The sequence below is a fragment of the Rhizobium sp. C104 genome, assembly GCF_022354505.1.
In the GTDB taxonomy this organism is placed as follows: domain Bacteria; phylum Pseudomonadota; class Alphaproteobacteria; order Rhizobiales; family Rhizobiaceae; genus Rhizobium; species Rhizobium redzepovicii.
In genome coordinates, this window is record NZ_CP092354.1 from 38,546 (window position 1) to 65,469 (window position 26,924).

Below are 26,924 nucleotides of genomic sequence, written 5' to 3' on the forward strand. Positions count from 1 at the left end.
AATCTTCGGGGTCCCCACAACTCTTGTCGGCCGGCGCCACAACGACATGTCACGCCGCGCGGGCGAGAGTGATGAGGCCCACCGCGAAATTTGAAATGCTCAATTGCCGATCGATCAACCGGCTCGGAGGTCGATCAACGAATGGTTCTTGGGTCAATTGAGCCGATCGAGAACTGCCCGCAAAATGCTGGCCGTTCCTTTGCCGGGCGCCCAGATCGGCTCTTTGCCGGCAAGCGCATCCTTCACGCAATAGAAGGCTTGGTGGCTACTGCTCTTCCAGGCGAAGACGAACAGGTCGGCAGCCTTTGCGAGATTCGTCAGCTGATTGGTTGCAACCAGGTCTGAATTCACGACTACCTTGCAGCCTGGGAATAGGCTTTCGAGCGCCACCTTCGCTCGGCTTCCGGCCGCTTCAGCCAGCGTGTAAATACCGATTGTCTTCCCCTCAAGGTTAGGGAGAGAAGCGGAGCCGACATCATCTGCGCGCTGCTCGCGCTTGAGGGCGCTGGCGGCGTCGGGGTCGACGCCATAGTCTTTTGCGAGCGTGTCAACCGCAACAAAGTCTGCCGGGGCCAGCCGATGAGCAAAACCGGCGGCTTGACCGAGCACCTGCAGAAACAGTCTGAGACGGGCGTCGCGGGCCTCATCGGACGGGCAAGGGAGGATCGCGAGGGCCTCCGCGACATCAAGGCTCCACGGCAGATAAGCGTAGGAGCCAATCCTCTTCTGGACATCTTCGAGATCATTCATCAAGGACACGTACTCGGATGATGACAATCCCTGCTCGATGAGAAGTGTCGTCAACTGTGCGAGTAGGTCGACATCGGTGCGCGACAGCGTATCACTGATCGCGATCAGCATGAACAACAACGATGCGATGGGTTTCGCCGCAGGGGACACCTCCATGGTATCGGGAAAAAAGCTCGCGAGGATCTGCGGAACGGCAGCGCGGGCAATCGCGCCGGCTTCGCCGTCCAGGCCACCGATGGTGTCGGCGAACTGCTGGGCGAGCGCAGGGCTTGCTCTTATCTCCGATACATCCCAGTTGGTCGGCGCGGATTGCGCCTCGCGCTCGGCGGCGACCAGATTTCGTCTCGCCTGCAACTGCTGCGCCCACCGCAGCCAGGGGCTTAGCGCCTCCCCGGGGGTGGGTCCGGTTTGCGCTGGCGCCGGCGCTAAGCCGAATGCTTGAGACAGTCTCAGGCTCTCGATTTTCCCGGCAACGGCGGGTGCTAATGACGCGAGGATCTCCGGATCGGAGCCGTCAAGCAGCGAAAGAAGCCGATCTCGCGCGACGTCGGTTCCGATCGTATCCAGGCAGGACACCAACCTGCTGATGGTCTTCTTGCTCGGCGGCAGCCTCAAGTAAAATTCGAAAGCGCGATCGATCTGCCTGTCGTCATAGGCTTCATCCGCCTCGTCCAACGTTGTGGCAGATGGGGACTTAGCCTCTGTTACGGGAGCCAACTCGAACAAGCCGGTGTCCGTTCCCGCAGGCAACAGCGCGAGGAGCGACGCGACGATCGCCGGGTCGGGGCTCGGTTGCGACTGCTCGAACAGCGCGAAGGCCTTGACAACGCGTGGTGTACGAATGCCCCGACGCGATGCAAACAATTTGGGATAGGGTGTTGCGATATGATCTGCGAAGGCAATGCGTAGAGCAACGGGATCACCACCCGTCTCTGCCTCGTCGATATAGGTGCGGTAAAGCGCCTCGATCAGATCTGCGAGAATTTGCGGAGGAAGGGCAAGCTCCGAGAGCGTCTTGATGAGCCAATGATCGCGTGCGATCTGCGGCCAGAGGCCGAGACCAGCGCTCAGCCGCACGTCGAGATATTTGAGATTTTCTTCGTTGAGGCGTCCGGTCTGTTTCAGCTCGGCGATCATTGCCTCCGCCTGCGCCTCGTCGCCCGCCAGCAGCGCGCGCTCGAAGTCGCCACGGATCGCTCCGACCGGACGAATCTGCACGCGGGTCACCGTCGGCTTTCTTCCGAGAAGCACGGCACAATCGCCTAGGCGATCAGCGATCGCCCGCCTTGCTGCGCCATCGGGTCCGGTGAAGCGGTAAACCGCCCCACCGAATCGGCCGCGAAGCGCGACCGCCATGCGATCGGAGGCATCACTCGGGACTTGCTCGAAGCGGCTGAGCCATGATCCCAGCCACGCTTTAAGTTCCTCCCCGAGTTCATCTCCCCCGGCCACGCCTTGCGTGGTGGCGTACCAACCCATCACCTCACCGCCGCGCGCGAACGGCAAAACCAGCGGCGCGTTGGCACCATCATGAGTCAGATTGGCAAGCCATCGCCGAACCTGATCCGCCTGTTCTGCAGGCGCGGAACCGTTGAGAAGCGACGTCCAACTTAATTCGTTTGGAAGTGCGAAGAAGGTCTCGAGCCACGTTTGCTCATTCTCGGGCAGATGCTCGATCATGCGACCGCGCCTATATAGGATTCGAAATTGATCCGCGCTTCGGCGAGTGTCTTCGGCGTTGTGTCGTAAACTACCATCTCGTCGTTCAATTCGAGGCCGTTGTAGGTGAGATTCATCGACCCGGTGAGAAGGCCTCGCTTGAATAACACGCCCTTGATGTGGAGATGCTGTCGCCGGACAACGCGCAACTTGTCCGTGAGGCCTGCCTCCTCGACCGCCATTGTGAGTGCATCTATGAGCGGTTCGTTATGATCGTCAAGGCTGGTCGTGATGCCGACGGCCGTGCCGCGCGCCATGACGTCGGTCAAAACCTCAACCAGTCTGATCTCGCGGGTGCCCCACTCCGGATTGATCGAACCGAAGCCGGCTGCGCGGTTGTCGAATAGCACCACGTTGCTGATCCACGGGCTGACCAACCATGCACGCTCTCCGCCCGGCGCTAGGAGTTCGCCGAGGAACATTATTTGAAGGAGTTCACGAATGAGATTCTGGCTCGTCACCGCGCTCTTGAAAATACGTCGTGTTTCGAAGCTCATTGTAGCGCCTCCGCCACATCAAGATCTACGTGGAAGGCGTTCTCCACCCGTCGCACAGCCCGTACGCGGCCGAACACCGACAGATAGGCGGACTGCACCGGATTGGTCGCCAGAAAGCTTAAAGCATCCGCCAGACGAGGTGAAGCTACCATTGGGCAAACCAAGGTCGCCGCGCCGATAGTCGCAAGGCGATCAAGACAAACCTCCTGCCAGCCATCCGCTTCCAGATCAACGATCTCAGCGTCCTCCGCTAGATAGGTTCGTACCAGCAGGGGATCAGTCGACGGCAGATCAGCAAATGGCGAGTAGGGTCGAAGACCCGATTGCCGGATATGGGCGCCCCGCGGCCAGAGCAGCCCGTAAATCACGCCGTATCGCCACTGATCCGGATTGATCGTCGGCGTATCGATGCCCGCCAGGGCAAGGGCTGCGTCAATATCGTCGGATCGCGCGAGACGGTATGCGAGCACGCGGGCGTCCAACTCGATGCCAAGCCGCGCTTCCTGGGCGTCCCACAACCGGACTGCACCGAGGAAAAAGGCATCGCTGTCGCCGCTCGATCCGGGCCGCAGGATGCGGTTGGCGAGCGCGACGATGAATGCATGAAAGGTCACGAATCCATCATCCGCGAGCGCGTGGCGCAACGCGGCGAAGCTCGCATGGCTTTCCACCGCGCCCGAGGCCTGGCGGAACGCGCGCGTTGCGGCTGGCAATGGACCATCGCTATCCCCGTCCACGACCGACGCGAGGAAACGAACGAGTTGATGATCGCTGAGCGAAAAATCATTGTCGCGTAGAGCCGCCGTCATCAGGCTGAAGAACCGCCGCGGGTCCTCGCCGTATTGGCGCTGCGCCTCTTCGATCTGTCCGTTGCCGCCCGGCGCCATCTCGCTGATCCAAATCTCACCATCGGGCGTGCCGGCGTGCACGTCATCATCTTCGCGAACCCCTGCCGTGACATCGAGGATCAAACTGTCGCTATCGATCTGCGGACATAAGCTGGCGATGGCGCTGAGCACGGCCGCGCCAATGGTCGAAGCGTATCGCTCCCGCAGCCATGGCTCCCAACTCGCGTTGATCGGCGTCCATAGTATTTCTGCCAAGTCGAACAGGCCAGCCACCACTTGCGGGTCAGCGAGCAGGCGGGCGATATCTTGGCGCAGCTTATCCTGCTGGTTGCCTTGCGCATTCGCATCGTCGACGATTGCAGACTGAAACAGGATATTGAGCGTCTGGTCGAGGTCGAGTTCGGCATTTCCGGACGCCAGTTGTACCGCCGCTTCCCTCAACGTAATGTCACGCGCGATCGCTTCGTTGCTAAGGGTTGCGAGCATAAGGTGCGCCAGCCATTCGCGCGCGAACGGGTTTTCTACTCGTTGGGCAAGCGGTCCATGCAATGCCTGATGGTGGAACCGCGCTGTCCGCATTGCCCTGTAACGCGGGTCTGACTCCGGCCCGAGGTTTGACCACAGGGCTTCGGGGAACCGCAAGCGCACGCACATAGCATCGACTGCGAGCCTGAACCCTAGGGCGACCGCTTCACCATCCAGTTCGAAGTGGAACTCCTTGGGAAGTGATACGCCATCGCGAAAGCGAATGCCCGCGTCGCTCCCGAGCGCCATCCGGCGGACCTCGATCGGGTTCAGTCCTTCATGCGAGTAGAACCGGACATCTTCGATCAACGAGGTCCAGGGACCACCGCGCGGCGGATCGAGCACCAAACCTTGATTGCGGGCGACGATCTGACTGCGCCAACGAAGGCGGGCGTTGGACGTATCGACCACCGTGTTTGGTGGTGGTTGGACCTGGAGGACCCGCGGCCGATACACGGGAACCAGCCGAACCGAACCGGCCTCAGTAATCCGCCAATCGCCAAGGTAGTCGAGACGGGCGAGCGGTTCGAGCGGCACTGCCTGTGCGCGGTTCTGATCAAGAGGCGGGCACAACCAATGACGCTCGGATGCATGACTGATGCCGTATCGCCGCGACACGCGGCCGGGCGCGAACTCGCGCAGGGCCTGTGCGATCGGCATCGCAGCCCGCTCGGGCGTTGCGCTGCCGGGTTGCGGCAGCACGATATCGACTTCGGGAAGATTGAGGTCGCTGAACAGGTTTGCCGGCGCGAATTCAGGGAGAGGTGAATTGGAGACCTGATAATCCTCGCCTGCCTGCCCCCCGGCGCGCCAGTTGGTCTCGAGACGGCGAAGGGCCGTTGGCAGGACCTGCATCATCAGCGGCCGAGGGTGGTCCCAGAGCAATGGTGTGATCGCGCTTTCATCTACCTTCAGCGCCGAGGCGAGATAGGCCGCATAACGGTCGAGTTCCGCTGGTATGGTCAGGATGCGACGGATGAGTGCGGCGAGCGCGGTCTGCCGCGCCCGATCGTAGGCGTCGTTGCTACTGCGCGATAGGTCCCGCCACACGCTCCCAGGGCGAGCAGAGCCCAGCATCTGGCTGAGAAAGTCGAAAGTCGCATAGACGGCCTGAATGCGCATCACATAGCGATTTGCGATCGGCAGTGTACGCAGCGGCAACTCCGGATCGAACAGCAGGTCATAGCCCTGATAGGCAAGTCGGTCCCTGCCATAATCGGACAGCACGGCGACTGTCCAGGGTCGCATCTGGCGCGATCGGCCAGCGCGACCTTTTCGCTGGAGAAATTGCGCGACGTCGCGCGGTGCCTTGTGCTGTATGACCGCGCCGACGCGCGGATCATTGAATCCAACCTCGAGCGAGGCGGTCGCTACGATGATATCCAGGTTGTTGCCGACGCCCGGATCCATCGACATTACGCGACCAACCGCCTTGCGATCCTGCGACTGGAGCGTGTGGCCGATTTCGACCACAGCCTCCCAATCCTGGCCATGCAGCTTTCGGTGCTGGGCCGGCAGCGGACGTCGCAGCGAAGCGAGGCCCCCATCCGGCTTGTTCGCCATGTCGAATGAGCGATTGCTGCGACGGCCTTCGGCATCGAGCATGGCAAAATACATGCGGTTGGTCACATCGATGTCATCGGTGAACAAAAATACGCGCTCCCCAATGATGCCTTCGCTTTTCTGTTCATCAGGCGCATCGAGAAGCCGGGAAAGAAGCATTCCTGTCTGGATCGTCGTCGAAAGCAGGGCGGTTCGCGACACGGGATCGCCCCGCAGCGCGAGCAGGTATTCGGCGCCTTCCGCGATCATGTCATTATTGGACGGGGTGATTTCAGCCGACGCCTGTTCGTACAGGCCAGTCAATTGCGCGAAGAAACGGGCACCGTCCTTGAGCGTAGCAGACAAGCCGACAAAGGTGACGTGCCGCCGCAGGAGACGCCGCCATCGACGCAAGAGGAAAGCGACTTGAGCGCCGGAACTGCCAGCATAAGTATGGACTTCGTCGAGTAGCATCATCTCCGCCGGCCGATGCGCACGCTCACCGATCCCGAACAGATGCCGGAAATTGTCGTCGCCCATGCGCTGGTTGAGCATCTCAGTCGTGGTGAACAGAATGTCGGGCGCCTCAGTCTTCAACCGCTCACGTGTGAGAATGATCTCATCGCTCTCAATGGCGGCGGAACACGCTAGGCATTCGAGGCGCTCACGCCGGGTTCGTCGGTCCGCGTCACGCCACGCCATGTCGCCGCCACAACCCGTCTCGGGACAACGAAGATATTCACAGACGAGACCGTCAGAGGTTTGTCGCCAACCGCTGCGCGCCTCGTGCGCTTTTTCGGCGGACCAAGGCGTAGGGCCGAAAAAAGTGCCGATTAGGATCTTCCTGCGCCCGCGCCCGGCAAGCAGGGGATCGAGACGGCGCGCCTGGCCGTAAACCTCGGCGAATTGGTCCTTGAGGAGTTCGTTGCGGGGATAAAGGGCGAGGACCTTGACCCACCGGTCGCCGACGGCATCTCGCTGTATGTGCGAAGCGATCCGCGACAGAGCGGGAAGATAGAAGGCCATAGTCTTGCCGCTACCGGTGCCGGCGCTGACGAGCGTTGCTGTCGATTGGGCGGCTTCAAAGCTTCCAAGGATCCTCGCAGCGGCCGCGACCTGAAAGCCTGCTAGCGCGAATCTTGGCCCATAGCTGTCGATGAGCGCCGACAGGGCGCCCCTCGCGGCTTGGTCGGGCGTCGCAGACGCTATCGTCGATAGCGCAGTCGCCGAGTCGATTTCGCGCCGTGGATATCGGCGCCGCCGCCAGATGAAACGAAAGTCAGCAACGAGGGTCGGCGCGGTCTGCCAGCCGATCGGTCCGCGGTGTTGCGGAAAGAGTTGTCGCAGCCGGAACAGGAGACGTACGCCCTCGGCCATCCGCGACCGATATCGCAAACCCGGCTCCTCACCGATATCGAACAGCAGAGCGCGATCGATCAGCGCGCCGATGACCTGGCCCGCATCCGCAAACGAGACCCCGACGCCCAAATTCGGATCGTCGAGCAGTGCATTGATAATTCCGTGCAGTTCACCCGCAGAAACGTGGCCATCGACCAAGCCCCACGTCAAGAGCCGGGCCTCACGTTGCTCGATCTCGTCGAGCGCGGCGATCAGGAGCGCTTCATCGGCTTCCATCGGCACTCCCCGGCACGATACGGTAGTTCCCAAACGCTTTATTCTCGTTGAGCCACTCAAGCACCGCTTCGGTCAACAGGTCGAGCCTCGCTCCGCCACTCTGGATGGCCTCTAGAAAGCGTTTTACGTCGACCGGCACATCGAAGTCGAACTCTTTCGCCGTCGCGGTTAGTCGAGCCGCCAGCGCCTTCACCCGTTCGATCGCTGCCGCATCCGCCGGGAGTTTGTCGAACTCTCCTCGGAACGTTTGGTGGAGTTGTTCGTAGGTCTTGAACGCCGCATCGTTCGTTGGCGTAAAGGCGATGCGGCCTTTCACCAATGTTGGCAACTCGCCGGTAAACACAGTGTGCCTATATCCCTTCCAGGCTTCCACGACGGCCGCAGAGACGTCCGTCGAGGCTGCCTTTATCTCCTTGAGCAGGCTGGCCCAACCAGTGCGCTCTTTTAACACGGCTGCTTTTCGCTCCGCGCTAAAGCGATTGAGCAGTGTCGCAGCCCGTTTGCGTGCTGTTCTAAGCGAGGGTGGTTCGGGCGTTTCGATTCCCGAACCAAGCAGCAGCGCGCGCTGGTCAAGGGCGCGGCTGAGTTCAGCCGCAAGCGGCGCGAGGTCCGTACGCAGGTCCTCAAGCAGCCCCGTTTCCTTGACATTCGCACCAAGCAAGTCAAGCGCGACCAGACGTTCGCGAAGTGCCTTGGTGCGCGCGGGGAGCGAAATTTTCATTCGGCAGCCTCCGTTGCGCCGTATGACGTTCCGCTAACGCCTTTGAGCAGAGCAGTAATCTCGGCGGCAACCGAGTGGGGATCCGATTGGCCGCGAACCGCCTCCTGCTGCGTGACACGTGGTTCAGCTTTCGACACGATCTGGTTTGCGAGGGTCAGGAACGACATGGTGCGCTGAATCAATCCGAGATCGAGCGACCCAAGCGCGTTCAGCAACTTGGGGGTTTGCTCACGGTCTGCTTCATCGACGATGACCGCCGTTTTTTCCACCAGGTCAACGAAGCGACTGGTCTGGAACTCTGTTATGCGACTGTCGAGTTCGCTGTTCTTGATTGTGACATCGTCCGGCCAGCAATTGGTCTTCTGCAGCAGTGTGATGATGTCGCGCAAATCTGCAACAAAAGCGTTCTTGTCGAAGCTGTCATCGACATAATCGGCGATCTCGCTGCGAAAGGTGCGAAGCTTGGCTATGACCGACTGCAATCTTCCCCAGATGCGCGCATCGGACATGGTTGGAATGAAGGTTCGCGCCTCTTCGGGAAGGCCGTCCGGAAGCGGCCCTGTTGGCGGATCCCCGGCAAGCACGTCAAGTAACCGAGGGCTGTCGATCGCGAAGGGCTTGTTTCCGGTTCCCTGGAAGCTGGCGGTGCGATCGAGCAAAAGCTCTTGCAGGATCGTGCGCGTGCTCCGTCCGTTGGTCGACCCCGTTGCCTGCGCGCGAAGCTGATCCCAACTTTCTTCGAACCCCTGCGTCTCCATCTGGGGCGCCGGCGAGAAGAGGCCCCGCAGAAGCGGTTCCGCACCGGCTGGCCGAACTGGAGGTGACAGGCCGATGATACGCGACTGATTGAGCAGGGCGCGGCCGATGACCGCTGTCTGCGCATTGGCCTCAGCGATAAGCAACGGGACCAATTGTCCGACCAGCCGATCGATGATCGCCGCACTTGCAACATAATCGACATCTGCTTCGGGGTAGTCCCAGCGATGGTCGTTATAACCGAAGCGCAACGCACCGAGAAAACCCTCGCGCAGTGTACCGTCTTCATCGTCATGCCGGTCGCACACGATTAAGGTTCGCCCCACGATCGGGTTATTGCGAGCGCCTGCAATGGAAAGCCAGGCGAGCTTGATTTCCTGTTCAGGAATACGCAGCGCCGGCCAGTTGATCGCACCCTTCAACATTGCCAGCAGGGCATTTCTCAATTCCCGGGCTTCGGTCTGCACCAATTCCGTTCCGGACGCCCAAGCGTCGAGCCGCTTCGACCATGTAGCAATGCGGGGGTCCTGCTGAACTGCGATCGGCAAGTGCTGAGCAGGAGCCGGCGCTGGCTCCTTCCCTCTGGCTGGTTCAGTCGATTCGATTGCCGGGCTCTGTTCTGAACGAAACGCGATATTCGCAAGTTCGGCCGGCGTAGGTAGCGAAAATGTCGAGAAAATCGCCGGAGGCACGTGCGCGAGTGCGGCTTGGTCGGCGGCGTTGCCTGCCCATACAGCCAGTGCTGACGCCAGTCGCCGCTTGACCTGCTCTGTCTGGCCTGCCTGTCGGACAAGGCCGGCAAGATAGACGTTTGGGCGCAATCCATGAAAATCGGGCGGTGGAAAATCCCCGTTTACAAAGGCGGTCCGCATCAGCAGCGGACGCCGGAGGACTTCATTGATGACACGGCGCGGATTGAAGACGAGCTTGTTTGCTTCCGCGAGATGCAGTTGGATCAGTTGCTCGACGGCCAAGCGGTTAAACGGAAAGAGCGGGTGCCCGCGCGTGGAGAATCCAAAGGCGTTGAGGGCTTCGCCTTCAGCGTCGCTCTGTTCCTCGTCGTGCCAAACCGGAAGCCAGCCAACCAGACCGTCGTCGCCCGTACTATGTCGGCCGAATTGCTTGCGCAACCCATCTTCACCCCACCTTGCGGCATTGAGATAGGCCCCGACCATCTCGACCGCAGCAGCCTTCACCTCGTCATCGCTCTGCTCGCGGTTGCCGATAACCCAAACGCGTTGTGCCCGGGTCAGAATGGTGTCGCGTGATGCAAGGTAGCCATCGGTAAGCGCGATTGCGGTGCGCATCGTCGCACGTACCTTTTTGCCGTCGTGCGTGCCTTCCTGCACGCAAACCTTGAGAAGCACGTCCTGGATACCCGAAAGCGCAGCAAAATCTTCCACAAGCAGAACGAGATCCATTTCGTCCTTCAGCAGTATTTCGCGGATCCCGAGGATGATATCCTGAAGGGTGATACCTCCAGTACTCTGTTCAAGCTGGAATACGTTGCCGATCGCCGTATCTACGATCTTATTGAGCAAATCGACCGCAATCTCGCGCCGACGAACATCCTGTACCGCGAGTTGAGTCTGATAATAGGTCCTCACCGCGAATGCCGCGCTGTTGAGGTCGACGTCATCGGGCAGGACGAGATCTTCGACGAAAAACTGCGACTGGGTCTCGTCGCCTTCAGCACCGTCCTCCCGGCCTTTCAACGCACGCGCCACCACTCTGGCGAGCACGACGTTGTCGAAATGATCCTTCAGTGCCGCATCACCGAATAGCTTGGGCAGCATCTGTGCATGGCCGATGAGCGGTCTCAAATCAGCAGCGCGTTCCTTGTGCTCGCGCATTTCGGTCGTTAGTGTTTCGGCCCGGCTTGCCAACGCATTCTCGATCTGTGCCCGGAACAGGACTACGGCCTTGCGTTTATCGACTTCGGCAATCGCGCGGGTGAGCTCCGATCGGGCCTGCTCAAACCGCGAGTCGTTGGCCAAAGGTTCCAGTATCAATTCGACGACGCGGCGAAGGCTCGCGCTCTTGGGGATCCGAATGATATGGAGCCGCTTGCGCTGCGGCGATCGCTGCAACCGCGCATCGAGCCATCGAATAATGTGCGACTTGCCGACGCCAGAGGGTCCGGTTATTGGAAATAACAGATACCCGCCGGGAACGTCATCGGAAAGAAAGGCGTCGAGTAGTTCTTGCTCTGACGCAGGGTTTTCAATATTCGTGCCCGCATTTCGCGTCGTGAGCGGCGCTGGCTGATGAACTGCGAGCAAGACGGAAACGTCCGCCGTTTCGGCTTCATTTTTGATGCAGGCGTTAACTTGGTCGGCCGCAGGCCAGTATCTTTCAAGCATCACCGGTCCATTCCTGCCTGAACAAGGCCGATATGCGAGACATCTCGCCACGTGCGCCCATTGCTGCCGGTCAGCGACACCACGCCTTCGGTATCGCTTCGATCCGAAAGCGTGATGAAACCTTCCCTATCAAGGCGCTGAAGCGCGCGCGACAACGACGAGGAGGCGAGGCCTGCCCGCAGCCGGGGCCAGGCGGTATCCCTCAGCGCAGCCTCGACCTGCACCCTATAGGCGCCGCCGTCTAATACAGGCAGCACGGCGGCGGCGCGCTCGACGAAAGCCGGCGCCGACAACTCCTTGCGCGACGCGAAGATATCGGGGAGAGCATCGCGCAGCGCATGAGTGGGATCAACGACCCACTGCATGCCGTCCCGAGCAAAGCCCAAATACATCATCCAGGCCTTCAGACCGTTCCATCGCGTATCGTTCTTCCCGATGGTCTGCTTGGTGGAGTCCGCGATCTGCGCCTCCTCCAGCACAGCAAGCTTCTTCACATTGCCATCGAGCGCATAGACGTCCTGCGCAAGCATCCATGAAATGGCACGAGAAAGGTCGGCTGACTTCGACCGTTCGCGCTCCCAGAAGCGCTCATTATTCTCAGCCAACATTGCGACGGTCCGAAGGATCGTCGGCAGCCGTCGTTCAGCCTCGTCCGCCGTCTTGCCAAGATCCGAGCGATATCGCTCGGCGATGCACACATCAGCGCCATCTTCCCCGCTAAATAAACCGAGTTCGGTCCATCGGTTGAGCGTCTGCTTCAACTGGTTGGTTTCAACAGCATCCACAGCACCGCCACAGGCCAGAAGCAAATCTTCGCGGCTGCGTGGACCAAATCGGACCGCCGCACGGACCAGCACGATCAAGACAGTGTAGAGGCCGTCACTGGCCTGGTTCAATACACTCACCGTTGAACCCCCAGCTTGAATTGATCAATTGTCAGCACGTTGGAGCCGGCATCAGCAATGCGGCGGGCAGCGTTCCATGGGTCCGGTGTTGACGCCGGCGCAATAATGACATGCAGCGGCCGCTTCATGATAAACAAATCCTTCGCAAGTTTCATATCATTGCTCCCTGACCAGAGCGTCACCCTGGGGAGTTCGTAAGAGGATGGCCACAACGCTTCCTCTTCGAGCGAATGAAGCAAGAGAACATGATCATCGCTGTACTTATGCAGGCTTGCCAGGGACTTGTTTCGCTGCCTGAATGCTGACGGAATGCTGATCTCGCGGACCCCAAACATTGCAACGAAATCGCGCAACAGCCCGATCAGCGACGCATCGTCGACAGGCTCTTGGACGGGCATGATCACGGGTTCACGAAGATCGAGTTGCGGGAACCGGTCGATGAAGCGACTGAGATCAAAGTGACCGACATGTTCGATGCCGTATGCGGGTGGCGCTGAATAGTTGACATCCAATGATGCGGTCCGTCTGTGAACTGGGCATCCTCCGCACGCGCGCGACACGATAACCGACCTTCCCGGTGCGTTACTGCGATAGAGTTTGTCCAGCAGGATGGAGACCTCGCTGGCGCCGCCTAGCAATTGGTCAAGCAAGGCGCGATTTTCGGTCGCTGCATCGAACGCACGCTGCCGCTCCTTACCAATCAGACTCTCAAAACGCTCTCGGCTCATATGGCCGAACTCGGACATGCTCACTACGGTTCGCTTGAAATATTCTGACCAATTCTCGTCGCTTCCAAACGGGAAAGCGCCTTCACTTTCATCCTCTTGCAGGGCAGTGCGGGGCGGGGGAAGCGATTCGAGATCCAGAATACCTGCACGCGCCATCATGATCAACGTGCGCATGTTCCACGCCTGATTGTAGTCGGACTGCCTTCGGAGCCGCGGGGGGACGGCCGTCAGATCTACTTCGAGCAACCGTCCCACCGTATCGAGGTGCCTAGCGCCGCTATACATCGTTGACCAGCGTTCGAACGCGAGATCGTCGCTGATCAAGGATGGCGACGCGATCTGGTTGGCCGTCTCCTGATCTTCGCGCGAATAGATGAGAAACGACGCCGACGGGCATCCATCGCGTCCTCCACGTCCCACTTCCTGGTAAAAACGATCGAGCGTCTCGGGCACGGCGGCATGAATGACGGTTCGAACGTCGCGCTTATCGATGCCAACACCGAAGGCCGAGGTGGCAACGATTCCATCGAGGCGAGCCTCAGACCAATCGTCAATGATGCGCAGTCGATCGGCGTTTGGTGTCTCGCCATGAAAGCAATCGATGCGCGCATAACCCTCGCTCCGCAGTCGCCTGATCCAGCGTTTCGCATCGTCGCGCTTCGTCACATAAAGGATGAACGGACGTGGCGCTTGGCGCAGAAGTTCAAGAACCTTACGGTCCTTGACTTCGAGATCGTCCTCACGGTGCACCCAGTATTGTGGCTCCGGCCTGAGGTGGACCGAGGCAACCAAGTGGACAGTCCGTGCCGGCCCGAAAAGCGCGTCGATTGTCTCGATCGTGTCAGGTGTGAGCGTGGCGGACATAAGGAGCGTGCGAAACTCCCGGCCCGCAGGGCATACGTCCAGCAGTCCGCGGCGCACGCCCGACAGCATTTGGAAATCGGGGCGGAAGCTATCACCCCATTGGCTCACGAGGTGGGCTTCGTCGACGATATAATATGAAATCAGTCCCGCCCGAGCAGCATGATAGAGCGAGGGCAGCAAGGCGCCTGTCACAGCCTCGGGCGAACAATAGAGTATTCCTTGGCGACCCTCACGGATGGCGGATTTTATTGCGGCGCGATCTTCGGCGCGGAGACCTGCATGCCAGGCAAGTGCTGGCACGTCGCGGCGGGGGTAACGGCGTTTGAGCATTTGCCGCATCTGCCGCGCTTGATCGAGGACCAGCGCGGTCGTCGGCACGATACAGAGCGACAGACCGCCTTCCATGCCTCGCGCGAGCACGGAGGCCTGGCCGACGAAGCTCTTGCCCGACCCAGTGGGCAAAGCGACCAACAAAGTCTCGCCGGGCGGCAGCAGAAAGGCGCTGCGCACGGCTTCTCGCTGACCCGGAGAAACGTAAGTGTCGAAGCCACTCGCCTCGCCGAGAAACGGGTCGATCGGTCGCTGCCAGTCGAGGCGGACGTTCTGCTCGGCAAAGACATCCTCGAACACCGGATTGTCGCGATCCTCGAGCCAAGCAGCTCGCCAAGGCCTCGCTTCGATCAGGAAATGTCCGTTCGCTTCGCTGTGGGCGCGAATGCCGAAGGCCGCCCATTCGTCTCGATTGGGCCAACCGGCCTGAGACGGTACACGCAACTGGGCCGGCTGACCTGCGCAAAGCGACTGGCGGCGCAACACGTGACGGAAAAGCGCCATAGCATCGCACGGACTATCCAGCCGACCCGCTTGCCTTGAGGTCAGGAGCACTTGGGACAGCCTGTCAAAAATGCCGTCTGTGGTAGGTGATCGGGTAACGACCTTGGTGAGGTCCAACAGAACATCCTGCAGGCTTCCAAAATCATGCACTGGCATCAGACGTCGCCCGCAATTTGGTCGGTCGTTGATCGGCTCGCTGAGATGAAAACTGCGCCAATTGTATCAAGCCTGACACGAGGGACATTGATGCCCGCCCGCAATTCGGCGGCGAGTTGCTCCTCGAATGCAAGCTCCCTACGATCCCCTGCGCCCGTCTCTGCACGGGCGCGCACCTTCAATTGCCCGAGGCGCCCTTGATCGATCCTCGCTGCTCGCTGCTCCGCCTGGGCAAGGCTTGCTATGAGTTCTGGATTTGAGCGTAGCGCGTCCTCCGCCGTCCTTCTGGCCTTTTCGCAGAGTTCTCTCCAGTGGGCCAGTTCCGGGAGTTGCAGTTGGAGGAGACGCGGCCATCGCCTCGAGTTGAGGTTGAGATCGAGTGCCCCGTTACGGTCGGGTTTGACGCTATACGGACGCCCTAAGCTGGCCAATAGCGCGTCATCATGCACTGGGTTGAGTTCACGATCGAGCCATATCGAACGATAAAAGGGCGCAAGCGCAATGTCGCCGCGGCGGCGAACCGCGGCGCGGGCAGCGCTCGTATCACGTTCGTGCGTTGCCAGCACACGCATCGCCGCGGCACTGTCGGCCTCCAAAAGGAAATCAAATCGGAAATAGAACTCGGCAAGCGGATCGCCAATGTGATCGGGTACGAAGCGCCACATAGCGAAGGATCGGCCCCGGTCGTCAGCGTCTGTCAGCGCCGTCAACCCATTGATTAAGGGATCGCCATAGCGCAACAGGCCAACGCCTTCGACGCGGGCGGCATTGCTGAGGGCGGTGCGTCTCCGGAATGTGTAGGGGATGGTCCTGATCACTCGCCCGTTCCTCGACCCTAACTCCAGATCGAGTGCATCCGCGCACCGTACTAGAAACGCCGGAAGCGAGACCAACGTATGAGGATTGGAGGTTGAGTAGACGTAACGAAATGGTGCCGCCCCGCCGGCGCCTGCGGGCGTGCGCGCTGCGTCCGTGCGCCCGAACTGCAGGGTCTGATCGAGCCAAGCTGCGGTATCGCCTGCGATAGACTGCCAATCCTCGTCGACATCCGAAAGTTCATCGACCGCATCGGTCGAAGGCGTTCCCAAGGCATCGAGGGCATCTTGCTGATCAATCGATTTGATCTCCCGTTCGATGAAACCCTGGTCGCCCGTGGCGCTCTCTGTCAGATCGACGACAGCTTCGGCGCCATCCGTGAAAACGGAGCGCGCGATCCCGCGCACCGTTTGATCGATCAAGTATTGAAGGCTCGCAACCGACCGGTCATATACCCGTAGGGCGGTGTCGAGAAAGTCGATCCAGGCTATTTCCAGCGGATCGTCTTCGCAGGCGAGTACGAGCGAACGAACCGCTTCGCCGGATCCATAACGATCGACCCGCCCAAGACGCTGCTCGACCCGGTTTGGGTTGAGTGGCAGATCATAATGGACAACTACCTTCTTTCCGCCCTGGAGATTGAGCCCCTCCTCTGCACGTCGGTCGCATACGAGCACCGGATGGTCTGCCGCCGCTGTGAACGCTGTCCAGGCATCATCGTCTGGATCGTGTCGATCGACAGTGATTTTGAACGCGTCACGGATGCGGTGCGTGAGGGCGTCGGCAGTCTTTGGGTCGGAACAGAAAACCACGCACTGCGTGCGACTACGCACCAGTGGAGCAAGGGCTTCGAGCAGCGCTCGTGCGCGGTCCTCGAAAAGGCCGTCCCGCTCGAGGCAATGGTTGACGGCCGCCAAGCGTTCGCAATCGCCGATCTCTATGGATTGGTCGGCGAGATACCCCGAGATCGCCGACCCTGACCCCGGATATTGCGAAGCGCCTTCAAGGAAGGCCCAGAAAGCACTCACGCGATCGCTCCAAAGCGCCTCCGAGCCTGCCGCGTCGAGTTTGACCGCCTCATCGAAGCGCCAGTCGTCCAGAGCGGACGTCAAGGCTGCGCGATCAGAGCTGCGATACCGGACAATCTCTGCGCCAGACCTGTCGGGCGTCAGTCCCCCAATACTCCGGCGTCGGTGGCGCAAGATACGCCGATGTAATCGGTAAACTTCGCTGAGATGAGCGTGCAGCCGTCCGATCGCCCTGACGAGTGCAGGATCGTCAGCATCGGGCATCGTGTCGATGACGCTACGCAGATCCCCCGCATACACTTGCAGCAACTCGTCATGGGGAAACAGGGTGGCCAGTTGGTCAATCGTGTAATCTAGATAGAGCGCGTTTTCGACCGTCAGACCCGCCACAATCTCAGCCAGGGCCTGGCGGCTTTCGACCTTTTGGCGGAATGCTTCCTCACCGCCCAGTGGGTAGGTCGAGGAGTCGAGCAGGTGCAGCATCTCAAGAAAACCCCGCTCATTGTGGAGAGCGGGCGTCGCGGACAACAATAAGACACGGTCGATGGAGGGCGACGCTGCCGCAACATCGGCGTATATCCCCTCGCCGATGCCCGTCTTTTGCCTCGTTAAATGATGTGCTTCGTCGATGACCATCATGGTCGCGCCGGGAAGTAGCGCGCGTATCCTCTCGTGATCGTCGAGTGGAACAATGTGAATGCTGTGATCCAAGCAGCGGCCGAGAAAAAACTTGTTTGTGAGCTCCCATCGCCACTGATCGGCGAGCGGAGGAGGCACAATCAAGAGGATGCTGCATCTATTTTCCGTATCAAGAATGCATTGCCGGATAAGCACACCCGCTTCGATGGTTTTGCCCAGCCCCACCTCATCTGCGAGCAGATAGCGCTGCACGGGGTCCTGCAGAATGCGCCGAACGACCTCCACCTGGTGCGCTTCGAGTTCGATCGCCGATGCAAGGAGAGCCGACATTCCCATTGACGCTGCGCGTTGCCTCGTCTGCGACCGGACGAACGCGCTACGTCCATCGGAAAACCGCGGACTCTCGTTGATCCGGTTTGCGAGGAACAGCGTCGGGTCTTCGATCGGGCGAGCCCAACGCACGAAAATCGCATTGACCTGCAGGTGCTTTGTTTTGCTGTTCGGGAACTGGACGAGTTGGCTGTCACCGTGATCGTCGAGCAACCGACCGATCTCCCAGGCGCCTGCTGGCTCGTCGAAATGATAGATGCGGGTCTGTCCGGCAAGCGTGACTCGCGCGATCAGTTCGCTCTCAATCTGATGGACGATAGGCTCCGCTGTAGGTGAATCGAAATACTCGACGAAGCAGAGCGACCCTCGTCGGTCGACCAGCTTGCCGATACCCAGCACAGCATATTCGCCCCCGTTCGACTGAACGAACACTACCACCCCCCAACTACTACAACGTCTTATTTCATTTAAATCGATGATTCGCTGCTTAGTCGTTAAAAATCTTCGTTCGGCAACCCAGGCGTTTCCTGTACAGACACAATCTGGCCGACCGGTACTCTCGACGCTTTCTTTATCGTCAGAAGCGCCTCATGGATCGAAGGCCCGCCGTTGGCCGGGCAACAAGCGGGTGCGATCAACCTCGCGTACGATTTCCTTAAGACACGGTTGATCTGTCGCCACGGAGATTTGCAGTCCCCGGTCCAACACCGCTCTTTAAATCGCCCGGTATTCACACGGCTAGGCGGCCACTTGACTATCCTGCGCGATCACCCCGCGCCGGTTGTCCTTGAGCAAGAACCATGAGGGCGCCCGAACCCAAACAGCCGATCGCGTCAGCTCAAATTATTCTTCACCATCATCGGCAATGAGTGGTGCCTCCTCCTTCACCGTCCGACTGAGCAAACCAGCGTCCTCAAGTGCCTCGATGTTCGGCAAGTCGCGCAGTGTCTCCATCCCGAAGGCCGAGAGAAAGTGTGGCGTCGTCACGTAGCTGTAGGGTGCGCCTGGCGTCGGGCTGCGTGGCCCAGAGCCGAGGAAGCCCGCGCCGCGCAAGTTTGCGATCGTGTCGCGGCTGATCTCTTTTCCGAAAACCTTCGACAGCTCGCCGCGGGTCACCGGCTGGAAATATCCCACCGCCATCAGCACCATCGCCTCGAATTCTGATAACGCCGCAGCCCCTCCCCGCGTCGGCGCCGACGAAGCGCGGATCGTCTCGGCGAACCGCGGTCGGGTTCGATGCTGCCAGCCGCCGGCGACCGACACCAATTCATAGGGCCGATCCCGAAGCTCCTCGATGAGATCGTCGATCAGCAGATCGATGCTGCAATCTTTTCCTGCCACCCGCGCCAGCGTCTCTCGGCTGACGGGCTCGGCCGAAGCAAAGATCACCGCCTCCACCCGCATCATCCATTCCCGCCAGCGCAGCTCTGCAGGCAGGTCTTCGAGCTCGCGATCGTACAGGACTTCTTGCTGTCGCTCTTTCGGCTGCCGCCGAGTGGTTTTGTTTGCGCTCGCTCCCGACATCGTCATAATCCAAAGTTCCGGAAAGAAGAGCGGCCGGAGAGCTCCCGCACAGCCTCAAGACTTTCGAGGCGCTCGAACAGACGGTTTGCCGCCCAGCGCGATAGATCGCTTCCTGGAGCAGACGCCGGAATAGCGTCTTCGCTAAGCAATCGACGGATCACCGGCTCGGCGCCCTTGGTCCGGAGTTTTGGCGCGACTTCCAGCAGCCGCGCGGCGCGACGGTCGATTTCACCACCAGATCGCAGCGCTGCCTCGACGCTGTCGACCAGGGCCAGGCAGATTGCTTTTGGATAAGCCGGCTCGCCTGGCCGGACGCGGCCTCTGCCGCCGATCGTCCGAAAAGCCGGTCCATAGCGTTCGGGCAACAGCAGTGGTACGGGTTTAGGCCAATTCAGCTTCTGCGCCAGGACCACTTCGGCTAGTCCAATCGCCATTACCTCGGCGTCCGGGCGAATGGTCGTCATTACCGATACAAGCTCGGCAACTGCGAGCGGTGCCGCGCGCCTGGACTGGATCGCCGTATCAATCATATCGGGAAGCACGGCAAGGCTGTCGTCCCACCTCATCCCCAGCAGCGCGACGACTTCCTTAAGGAGAGGTGTGGTCACCGTCCCGGATCGGCGCATCAGCATTCGCGTGGCAAGAAACAGCTTTCCGGCCGGTCCGGGATCGTCGCCAGAGGCGGTCAGCAGGACCGCATCGCGAATGCTGTTTTCCTCCTCGTTGCGACCGAGCATCCTGGCGGCGACGGCGGCCGATTTGAGGGCGAGGCGATCGCGCCAGCAGCCAAGCCATGGAGGATCCGCACAGATAAGATCATCGAGCGATTTCAGAGCGATACCAGCAGCGAAAGCAGCATCGGCTTCACTAAGGTCGCGCCCGCGCGCGAGAGCCCAGCTCGGAAGGCGATGCGGCCATGTCGGCGCTGTTGCAGCGGCGGTCGTGAACGAATCCATACGAAGGAGCATAGACTGCCCGCGCGGTTTTTACCAGCATTACCGCTCGAAACCGCACGCCATGTCGTCAAGGAAATACGTCCGATAATCTTGCCTTATCGGACGTTCTTGTCATTATAGAGATATGGCCCAAATCATCGAGCAAAACACCGAAATTCACGTCGAGAAGACCTCGGCGCCATCTCTCAACACGGCGGCCGGATATGATGTTTCCACGCCGGAGGTGTCGAGGGACGCGCTCCCCTCCCCTACTGATCAGGACAAGACGCCAGCGCATCTTGCCAGCCTCGCCGATCGCGCCCGGGGATACGTCGAAGCGGCGAGTTCCGCTAATACCCGCAAAGCCTACGCCTCCGACTGGAAGCATTTTTCCGCGTGGTGCCGGCGGTCGAGCCTAGCTCCCCTCCCCCGCATCCGCAAACCGTCGGGCTATACATCACAGCCTGTGCTTCCGGCACGGTTGACCGAAGCGCCAAGGCCAATTCTGTCTCGACCATTGAACGACGCCTCTCCTCCCTCAGTTGGAATTATGCCCAGCGCGGTCTCTCGCTCGATCGCAGGGACCGGCATATTGCAACGGTGATGGCCGGTATTCGCAACAGCCATACCAAGCCCCCTGTGCAGAAGGAGGCGGTCATGGCCGAAGATATCATCGCCATGGTCGAGACCCTTGATCGCGGCTCTCTGCGTGGCCTGCGGGATCGGGCGATGTTGCTCATCGGCTTTGCTGGAGGTCTTCGACGCTCCGAGATCGTCGGCCTAGATCTGAAAGCCGACCAGACAGAAGACGGTCGCGGTTGGATCGAGATCCTCGACAAGGGCGTGCTCATTACCCTGCGCGGTAAAACCGGATGGCGAGAGGTCGAGGTCGGCCGCGGTTCGGCCGATGCGACCTGCCCCGTCGCCGCAGTCGAGACGTGGATCAAGTTCGCGAAGCTGGGACACGGCGCCCTTTTTCGTCGAGTGACGGGGCAAGGCAAAGCTGTCGGGTCGGAGCGGTTGAACGACAAGGAGGTCGCCCGGCTGGTGAAACGGGCAGCGATGGCCGCCGGCGTTCGCGGCGATCTCAGCGAGATCGAGCGCGCCTTCAAGTTCTCCGGCCACTCTCTGCGAGCGGGGCTCGCCTCCTCCGCCGAGGTCGATGAACGCCACGTGCAGAAGCAGCTCGGCCATGCTTCCGCAGAGATGACCCGGCGCTATCAGCGGCGGCGGGATCGGTTTCGCGTTAATTTGACCAAGGCTGCGGGTCTATGACGGATTCCAAGCCTCAACTGTCGCGCTGATCGCTGAATGCTATTTGGTATGGTCAGGCGAAGGCTCCTGACCGCCCTTGCCAGGATCTCTATCCGAGCTGGGTCCCGTGCTCGCGGCGGTGATCACCTCACGCGTGTTTCCCGATACTCTCATTTATGTTGCAGCGTCAGTGAACGAGAGTGGCTTCTTCGGCGCTTTCTCGTCGAACGCGCTGGCCTCGTAGAATCTCTCATGCGAGCGATTGAACAGGAGGTCCTTCGGCAGATTGTCGAAGAGCGTGAAAAACTCGACATATTCCTTGAACTTCACCGCCAAGGGAAAGAGCCCATTGTAAAAAAGAACGAGAAGCTCGAAGTCTGACAGTTGCGCGCGCAGAATGCGAATGTAACGGGTCTTGTTGACGTCGCTCTCGTTGATGAAGCGGATGATGTTGTAGAGGTATCGGTAATAGTGCGCGAGGTCGTTCTGGTATGACTTCCAGAGATGATCGTGGGCAGCCAGGGATTTTTTTAACTCATCCGAAGACGGATCAGCGTCATAGAACGTCTGCATTTCGTCACGGAAATGCTTGAAACACTCTCGGCCGCGCAGCTGGCTCTTCGAGGTGCCTCGATCGACGTCGATCGAGTTGACAATCGTGTTGTGGATCGAGACCATCTGAAAAAATGTGTTTTCGAACTGCATGCGCTCGCTGCTCAAGCGGTCTGCGTGGCGTTGGGTTTGAAGGATCTTGGCATCCTCCTTGGCGCCGTGAATCTCACGTTGTTGCAGAATGATGGTGAAGAGCAGCGCCATAAAACTCAGGAAGGTCAAAACAGGATTGAGGACCCCGCCGAGAAAATCGCCGAACGTTCCCCAGTCCTTATCTGCCGCCTTCGCGTGGACGGCCACCACAAAAACAGCGCCCATCGAGGCAAAGGCGAGCGACAGCAGGGCCGTGAACACGCCACGAGAGTCTCCGTCGTTCGGCGCGACAACCCGATCGACGACGGTCGAGGTGAAAATCACAATCGACCAGGTGGCGGCGATGATGCCAACCGTCAGCCAGGTCTCGATGCCAAAATCAGCGATGGGCCTATAGAGGTATGCCCCTCCCGCAAGAACTGCCAGTCCCACTAGCCACCAAAAAAACCGCATGCCCTGCCCTCTTCCTCAACCCATGACGTAGTGGACCGCGCACTGTCAGCGCGGTGTTTCAGCCGTACGCTCGGCCAGATAGCTTTGGCCTGCCTCTGTGACATCGAACACGAGCTGTGCGCCCATCATCCGCGGTTTAACCAACAGCTTGTCGAGTAAAACCTTTATTACGCCCTTGTCCGGCCGCATCGACTGATCATCGAAATCGAGACGTGCAGGGAAGGTATTGTTCGGCAGTTCGATCTTTGAGTATCCCGAGAGCGCGAGGTAGAGCTGTAGAGCACCAACATGGCGGTCGCTATCAGCGCCTTCCGCTTGGAAGTTCGTCGTCCACCAATCTAATCGCAACGGATCGTCCTCCGGCTTAACCACCGAGATCGGTACGCTGCCACCCGCATAAAACGTTCCAGCCAGACGAATCGCGTATGCCGACCGTTGCGCAATTCTCATGCCGTTGCCCCTCTCACCTTCCGTCATTGGACGCATTGTCAGGATTATTCAGCAATTGGCAACGTGGCCCCGCGGCAGAACAGCCGATGCGGGCTCTGTCACCTAACAAGCGCTCCAAGTGTCCGCGAAACTAGTATTCAAAGCCGATAACTCGCTGTAGCGAAAAGAAAAATGCCAAAAAAAAACGGCTGACAAGTTATCCGAGCCTTATGTCAGCAAGCCGATCCCGATCTTCTCTTCCCATCGTCGACGCCAAAACCGGTGATTAGGCCGATCTTTGATTTCTCCCATCATTCGCCTTCATGAGAGCCATGAGCATCGGCCCAAGCGAAAACTCTCCTCGCTGAGACCGCCTGGTCAGGTCCCTGAGATAACCGCCAGCAGAAGTTATGAAATTTGACCGTTCGAGAATACAGGCGATAGCCACTGCTGCACTCTCCGGCCCCATCGCGCCGCATGCATCCTCATAGGCTGACGGGCTGACACCGAGCATGGACCGCACCACGACAGCCGCTGTCATGAGCTCGCGCCAGTGTTCAATACGGCCGCCGGGCCCATAGTCGGCAATCTGCGGGCAAGCACGAAGCACCATCCCAAGTGGGAAAGCCTTGATCGGCTCGGATCTCGCCTTCCCCTGCCCCTGAGTGACACTCGTTGTATGAGTTTCTTGCACCGGGTTTTCGTCCTGCTCATTTCGAGAGCTAGGTTCAAATTCATTTATAAGTTCGGTGTTTGAATTCTGTATATGGCGGTCAATCTGAACGGCATTGCCATGCATATTTTCAGTTTTAAACTGCATTTCCAGAATGTTGAGCACCTCTTCGCGCAGGAGCTCCATTTCATCCAGCGTCAGTTCCACTTGCGCCCTGCTCGCATAGCGAGGAAGGCGGACAAGAATATCAACATACGCAGCTTCCACCTCCGCCCAGTCTCCAGCGGCACCCTCTTCCACTGCGGCTGAGATCAACTTTCGCACATCGCGGCGGCAGATTGTGAGCGCTTCTTTGGCGCGCCGGAATCGAGCCCGTTCTGCGGCAACTTCCTGCGCCATCAGCGCGAGCTCCCTGGCGCGAGCCATAAGTGGGGTTAAATCAAATCCATATGCCTGCTCGACTTCGCCCTCGCGGTTGCGGTGTGCATACCGTTTGCCGTTTGGACTGTCACGGCGCAGAATGAGGCCGGCATCGACAAGTGCCGCGAGTTGCCGCCGAAGTGTGGTCTCTGTGATTCCATGAGCCCGTAAAGACAGCTGCGCGTTGGAAGGGAAAACGACCAGCCCGCGGTTGGAGTCGAGTTTCACATCGGGGTAAAACGTCAGGAGTGCATCAAGGACGGCCAGCGCCCTGTCCTGAATTCCGAGACGTTCCCGTGCCTCGCACACGTCACGAAACACTTTCCACTTCTCAACCCGCGCGTCTGGATCCGGACTCTCTATCGCCATTTGACCCCTGACGAGGGCAAGCGACATCGGCCGCCGCCCAAAGGGCGTCGTGACATGTCCCGTCTGCATTTTTCTCTCACCTTTCTTCAGGCAAAAGAAATCCGCTCACCAAATCGGCGCCAAGACTCTTGACTGTGATTCCGGGAAATGCGATTCTCGATCCTGCTAGAGATGACGAGAGAGGCTTCCACGGTTTACCGTTCGGGGGCCTTTTTCTTTTGCGGTTCAGTCTCCGTTAGTTTGCGTTTTCGATCCTTTATACTCTTCGTACAAACGACCCATGTGAGTCGACAGCCATTCGCTGAATGGCCGCGCTTCAACATTTGTAAGCTCGATAGCTACCTTCTTGGTCTTCGGACTCATCACAACGTTCAATGAACGATCGTCCGAAGTCCAGTCGCGGACCCGGACCTCAGTCTTCGGCTTTTTCGCAGCTGATTTTGACTTGTACCGCTTCAGGTAGTCGTGAAGCGCATCGAAGCGCTCGCCTTCGGGAAGCTCCCGGAGTTCGGCGGATTCCGAATACTCCACGGCCACCTTTGAAAGGGCGGGGGCAAGAACGAGCTGGCGAAGACTCAGCCAACGGTCCCGCCCGATTTTCTTGGATGCGCCTAATGCTGTGATAACTGAAGCCGGCACGGCATCGACCACGGACAGCATCTTGGAGAGCATCGCTTCATCTACGGCAAGTGACGACCGGACAACGTCCTTCGTCATTCCTGACGCAATCAGGTTCTGGGCGAAGTACGCACGCTCTATGAACGACAGATTCGAACGGGCTGCGTTCTCCTGCCCTTGGACAATCGCCGAAGTGATGTCGTCGAGCTTCTTAACGATTGCCTTGACAGGAATTCCCAGCTCGCGTGCGACGCTCAGGCGACGATGGCCGAACACGACCATATAACGCTTGGCATCTGCCGAACTCGGTCGAACAAGGATAGGCGTCGTCTGTCCTGATTCCTTGATAGCCTGGAGCAGTTCCTGGAATTCCTCCCCGTCGTCAGACAGGCGGTCGGCTACAAAGGAGACATCGATCAAGCGCGGATCGAGATCCACGATCACCTCGCCTTCCATGAGCTTCTTCGTGTTCTCGGCCATGTCCTCGATGGAGCGAACAACCGTCTTGGCAGCTCCCGTCATGCCATAGCCGGGCTTGGTCGGCGTCTGATTTGCCGAGATCGATGCCATATCGAGCTTCGCAAACGGGTTTTCACGAGACATGGGTAGTCTCCTGGCCTATCGTCAACGCCGATAAGTCACTGACGTCGTTTAACAAAACGATAAAAAAAACGGCTGACAAGTTTTTCATTTTCTCCCCCAGACGCCGTGGATGAGCTCAACGATTTCCGCGTTAGCTGCGTTCAAGCTTTCCCTGGCCCTGTCATAGGTCGCTCGGACGAACTCGCCCCGCTCAACCTCATATAAAGTCTGCTTCTTGATCGAAGCATCGGAGATCGCGGTCGACTTCAGTACGTGGTTTCTCAGCATCTGCTGTGCAAACATTGACTGCATGAACCCGACCATCTGAGCCTGCGGGATATCGGTGGGCTCAAACCTTGTTATAAGGTAACGGAACCACTGAACACGCATTTCGGCGCCGGCCTCGGCAACTGGCCCCATGATCCCGCCGAGCATCATGAGGAACTGGCTCATAGACATGATGTCCAGCATCTGAGGATGGATAGTGATGAGGATTCCCGTCGAGGCCATGAGCGCGGTAATCGTCAGATAGCCCAATTGTGGAGGGCAATCGATCACGACGACATCGTACTTTTCATCGACCTGCTTCAGAGCGCTGGCAATCCGCATATAGAACAGTCGACCGTCCTCTCCCTTCTTGGAGGAGATCGCCAACGGCACGTCATATTCGTATTCCTGCAAAACCAGGTTTGCTGGCACAACGTCCAGGCCTGGAATATTGGTTGGCTGGATTACATCGCCGATTGGCTTGCGATCATCGTCGAAGCGAAGCGCCTCATAGAGAGATGCCGTATCATCAAGTTCCGGCTGAATCCCAAAAAGGGAAGTCAGGGATGCCTGGGGATCGAGATCAACCGCCAGCACCCGATGGCCGGTGAGTGCGAGATATTGCGCCAGATGCGCGGCTGTCGTCGTCTTGCCGCTCCCGCCCTTGAAGTTGACGACCGACACGACCTGCATCGGCTCGCCCTCCTTCCGCTTGGGCACATAGTATCTCTTGTCCGATTTCTTGTTAGCCTCGAGATAATCACGAAGCTCCAGCATCTGGTCGGCTGTGTAGTATCGTCGTCCACCGATCGACTCTATTTCAGGCCCCTTGCCATCGGCATGGATCTGTCTGAGATGGGTTTGAGTTACCCCCATGAAGTCAGCAACCTCTGCAAGCTGAAACTTGCGCAGACCCTTGCGGGCATCAGGCGGGTACTGCTGGCTGCGCAACATGTGCAACGCGCTTGAGATCTTCGCCCCTTGCTGGGCGATCTCAACATCAAATCTGTTGTGCAACGTATTGCTCATTTCGCGAACT

General features: G+C 59.3%; 15 protein-coding genes and 1 pseudogene. 1 reads left to right on the forward strand and 15 read right to left on the reverse strand.

Annotated features, from left to right (window positions below; all coding sequences use genetic code 11):
• Positions 1-153: 153 nt before the first annotated feature.
• The 10 genes from dpdD to MF410_RS34225 form a co-directional block, all read right to left on the reverse strand.
• On the reverse strand, positions 154-2,430 hold the full coding sequence (dpdD, locus tag MF410_RS34180; RefSeq protein WP_239621218.1) for a protein DpdD: 2,277 nt from the start codon (positions 2,428-2,430) through the stop codon (positions 154-156).
• Positions 2,427-2,966 (reverse strand): phospholipase D-like domain-containing protein DpdK, encoded by a 540-nt coding sequence (gene dpdK, locus MF410_RS34185; protein WP_239621219.1) that lies wholly within the window; start codon positions 2,964-2,966, stop codon positions 2,427-2,429. The genes dpdD and dpdK overlap by 4 nt, the downstream gene beginning before the upstream one ends.
• Positions 2,963-7,516, reverse strand: a complete 4,554-nt coding sequence (dpdJ, locus tag MF410_RS34190; RefSeq protein ID WP_239621220.1) for a protein DpdJ — start codon at positions 7,514-7,516, stop codon at positions 2,963-2,965. The genes dpdK and dpdJ overlap by 4 nt, the downstream gene beginning before the upstream one ends.
• Positions 7,503-8,237: a hypothetical protein gene (locus tag MF410_RS34195; RefSeq protein WP_239621221.1), complete on the reverse strand. Its 735-nt coding sequence runs from the start codon at positions 8,235-8,237 to the stop codon at positions 7,503-7,505. The genes dpdJ and MF410_RS34195 overlap by 14 nt, the downstream gene beginning before the upstream one ends.
• On the reverse strand, positions 8,234-11,356 hold the full coding sequence (gene dpdH / locus MF410_RS34200; RefSeq protein ID WP_275593062.1) for a protein DpdH: 3,123 nt from the start codon (positions 11,354-11,356) through the stop codon (positions 8,234-8,236). The genes MF410_RS34195 and dpdH overlap by 4 nt, the downstream gene beginning before the upstream one ends.
• Entirely contained in the window at positions 11,356-12,252 is an 897-nt protein-coding gene (dpdG, locus tag MF410_RS34205; protein WP_239621225.1) for a protein DpdG, read from the reverse strand. Before dpdG ends, dpdH begins: the two co-directional genes overlap by 1 nt.
• 5 nt (positions 12,253-12,257) lie before the next feature.
• Positions 12,258-14,804 (reverse strand): protein DpdF, encoded by a 2,547-nt coding sequence (gene dpdF, locus MF410_RS34210; RefSeq protein ID WP_239621227.1) that lies wholly within the window; start codon positions 14,802-14,804, stop codon positions 12,258-12,260.
• Between the two features lie 38 nt (positions 14,805-14,842).
• On the reverse strand, positions 14,843-18,088 hold the full coding sequence (gene dpdE / locus MF410_RS34215) for a protein DpdE (protein ID WP_239621228.1): 3,246 nt from the start codon (positions 18,086-18,088) through the stop codon (positions 14,843-14,845).
• A 411-nt stretch (positions 18,089-18,499) separates the two neighbouring features.
• Positions 18,500-19,180 (reverse strand): SMC-Scp complex subunit ScpB, encoded by a 681-nt coding sequence (locus MF410_RS34220; protein ID WP_239621310.1) that lies wholly within the window; start codon positions 19,178-19,180, stop codon positions 18,500-18,502.
• Positions 19,181-19,182: 2 nt separating this feature from the next.
• Positions 19,183-20,148 (reverse strand): DUF1403 family protein, encoded by a 966-nt coding sequence (locus MF410_RS34225; RefSeq protein WP_239621229.1) that lies wholly within the window; start codon positions 20,146-20,148, stop codon positions 19,183-19,185.
• A gap of 112 nt (positions 20,149-20,260) precedes the next feature.
• Between MF410_RS34225 and MF410_RS34230 the strand changes: the two are divergent.
• Positions 20,261-21,390: pseudogene (locus MF410_RS34230) on the forward strand (site-specific integrase).
• A gap of 153 nt (positions 21,391-21,543) precedes the next feature.
• On the opposite strand, the gene MF410_RS34235 reads toward MF410_RS34230, so the two are convergent.
• The 5 genes from MF410_RS34235 to repA form a co-directional block, all read right to left on the reverse strand.
• Positions 21,544-22,527, reverse strand: coding sequence for a putative phage abortive infection protein (locus MF410_RS34235; RefSeq protein WP_239621230.1), 984 nt, complete (start codon positions 22,525-22,527; stop codon positions 21,544-21,546).
• A gap of 45 nt (positions 22,528-22,572) precedes the next feature.
• Entirely contained in the window at positions 22,573-22,977 is a 405-nt protein-coding gene (locus MF410_RS34240) for a hypothetical protein (protein ID WP_239621231.1), read from the reverse strand.
• 265 nt (positions 22,978-23,242) lie between these two features.
• Entirely contained in the window at positions 23,243-24,487 is a 1,245-nt protein-coding gene (repC, locus tag MF410_RS34245) for a plasmid replication protein RepC (RefSeq protein WP_239621232.1), read from the reverse strand.
• Positions 24,488-24,643: 156 nt separating this feature from the next.
• On the reverse strand, positions 24,644-25,639 hold the full coding sequence (gene repB, locus MF410_RS34250; protein ID WP_239621233.1) for a plasmid partitioning protein RepB: 996 nt from the start codon (positions 25,637-25,639) through the stop codon (positions 24,644-24,646).
• Positions 25,640-25,723: 84 nt separating this feature from the next.
• Complete coding sequence (gene repA, locus MF410_RS34255) at positions 25,724-26,914, reverse strand: plasmid partitioning protein RepA (protein ID WP_239621236.1); 1,191 nt, start codon at positions 26,912-26,914, stop codon at positions 25,724-25,726.
• Positions 26,915-26,924: the final 10 nt, after the last annotated feature.

Coding starts and splice junctions, on each gene's coding strand:
- dpdK (WP_239621219.1), bottom strand. CDS start 2,966: ATGAGCTTCGAAACACGACGTATTTTCAAGAGCGCGGTGACGAGCCAG.
- MF410_RS34235 (WP_239621230.1), bottom strand. CDS start 22,527: ATGCGGTTTTTTTGGTGGCTAGTGGGACTGGCAGTTCTTGCGGGAGGG.
- MF410_RS34225 (WP_239621229.1), bottom strand. CDS start 20,148: ATGCTCCTTCGTATGGATTCGTTCACGACCGCCGCTGCAACAGCGCCG.
- repA (WP_239621236.1), bottom strand. CDS start 26,914: ATGAGCAATACGTTGCACAACAGATTTGATGTTGAGATCGCCCAGCAA.
- repB (WP_239621233.1), bottom strand. CDS start 25,639: ATGTCTCGTGAAAACCCGTTTGCGAAGCTCGATATGGCATCGATCTCG.
- MF410_RS34195 (WP_239621221.1), bottom strand. CDS start 8,237: ATGAAAATTTCGCTCCCCGCGCGCACCAAGGCACTTCGCGAACGTCTG.
- MF410_RS34240 (WP_239621231.1), bottom strand. CDS start 22,977: ATGAGAATTGCGCAACGGTCGGCATACGCGATTCGTCTGGCTGGAACG.
- repC (WP_239621232.1), bottom strand. CDS start 24,487: ATGCAGACGGGACATGTCACGACGCCCTTTGGGCGGCGGCCGATGTCG.
- dpdH (WP_275593062.1), bottom strand. CDS start 11,356: ATGCTTGAAAGATACTGGCCTGCGGCCGACCAAGTTAACGCCTGCATC.
- dpdJ (WP_239621220.1), bottom strand. CDS start 7,516: ATGGAAGCCGATGAAGCGCTCCTGATCGCCGCGCTCGACGAGATCGAG.
- dpdD (WP_239621218.1), bottom strand. CDS start 2,430: ATGATCGAGCATCTGCCCGAGAATGAGCAAACGTGGCTCGAGACCTTC.
- MF410_RS34220 (WP_239621310.1), bottom strand. CDS start 19,180: ATGTCGGGAGCGAGCGCAAACAAAACCACTCGGCGGCAGCCGAAAGAG.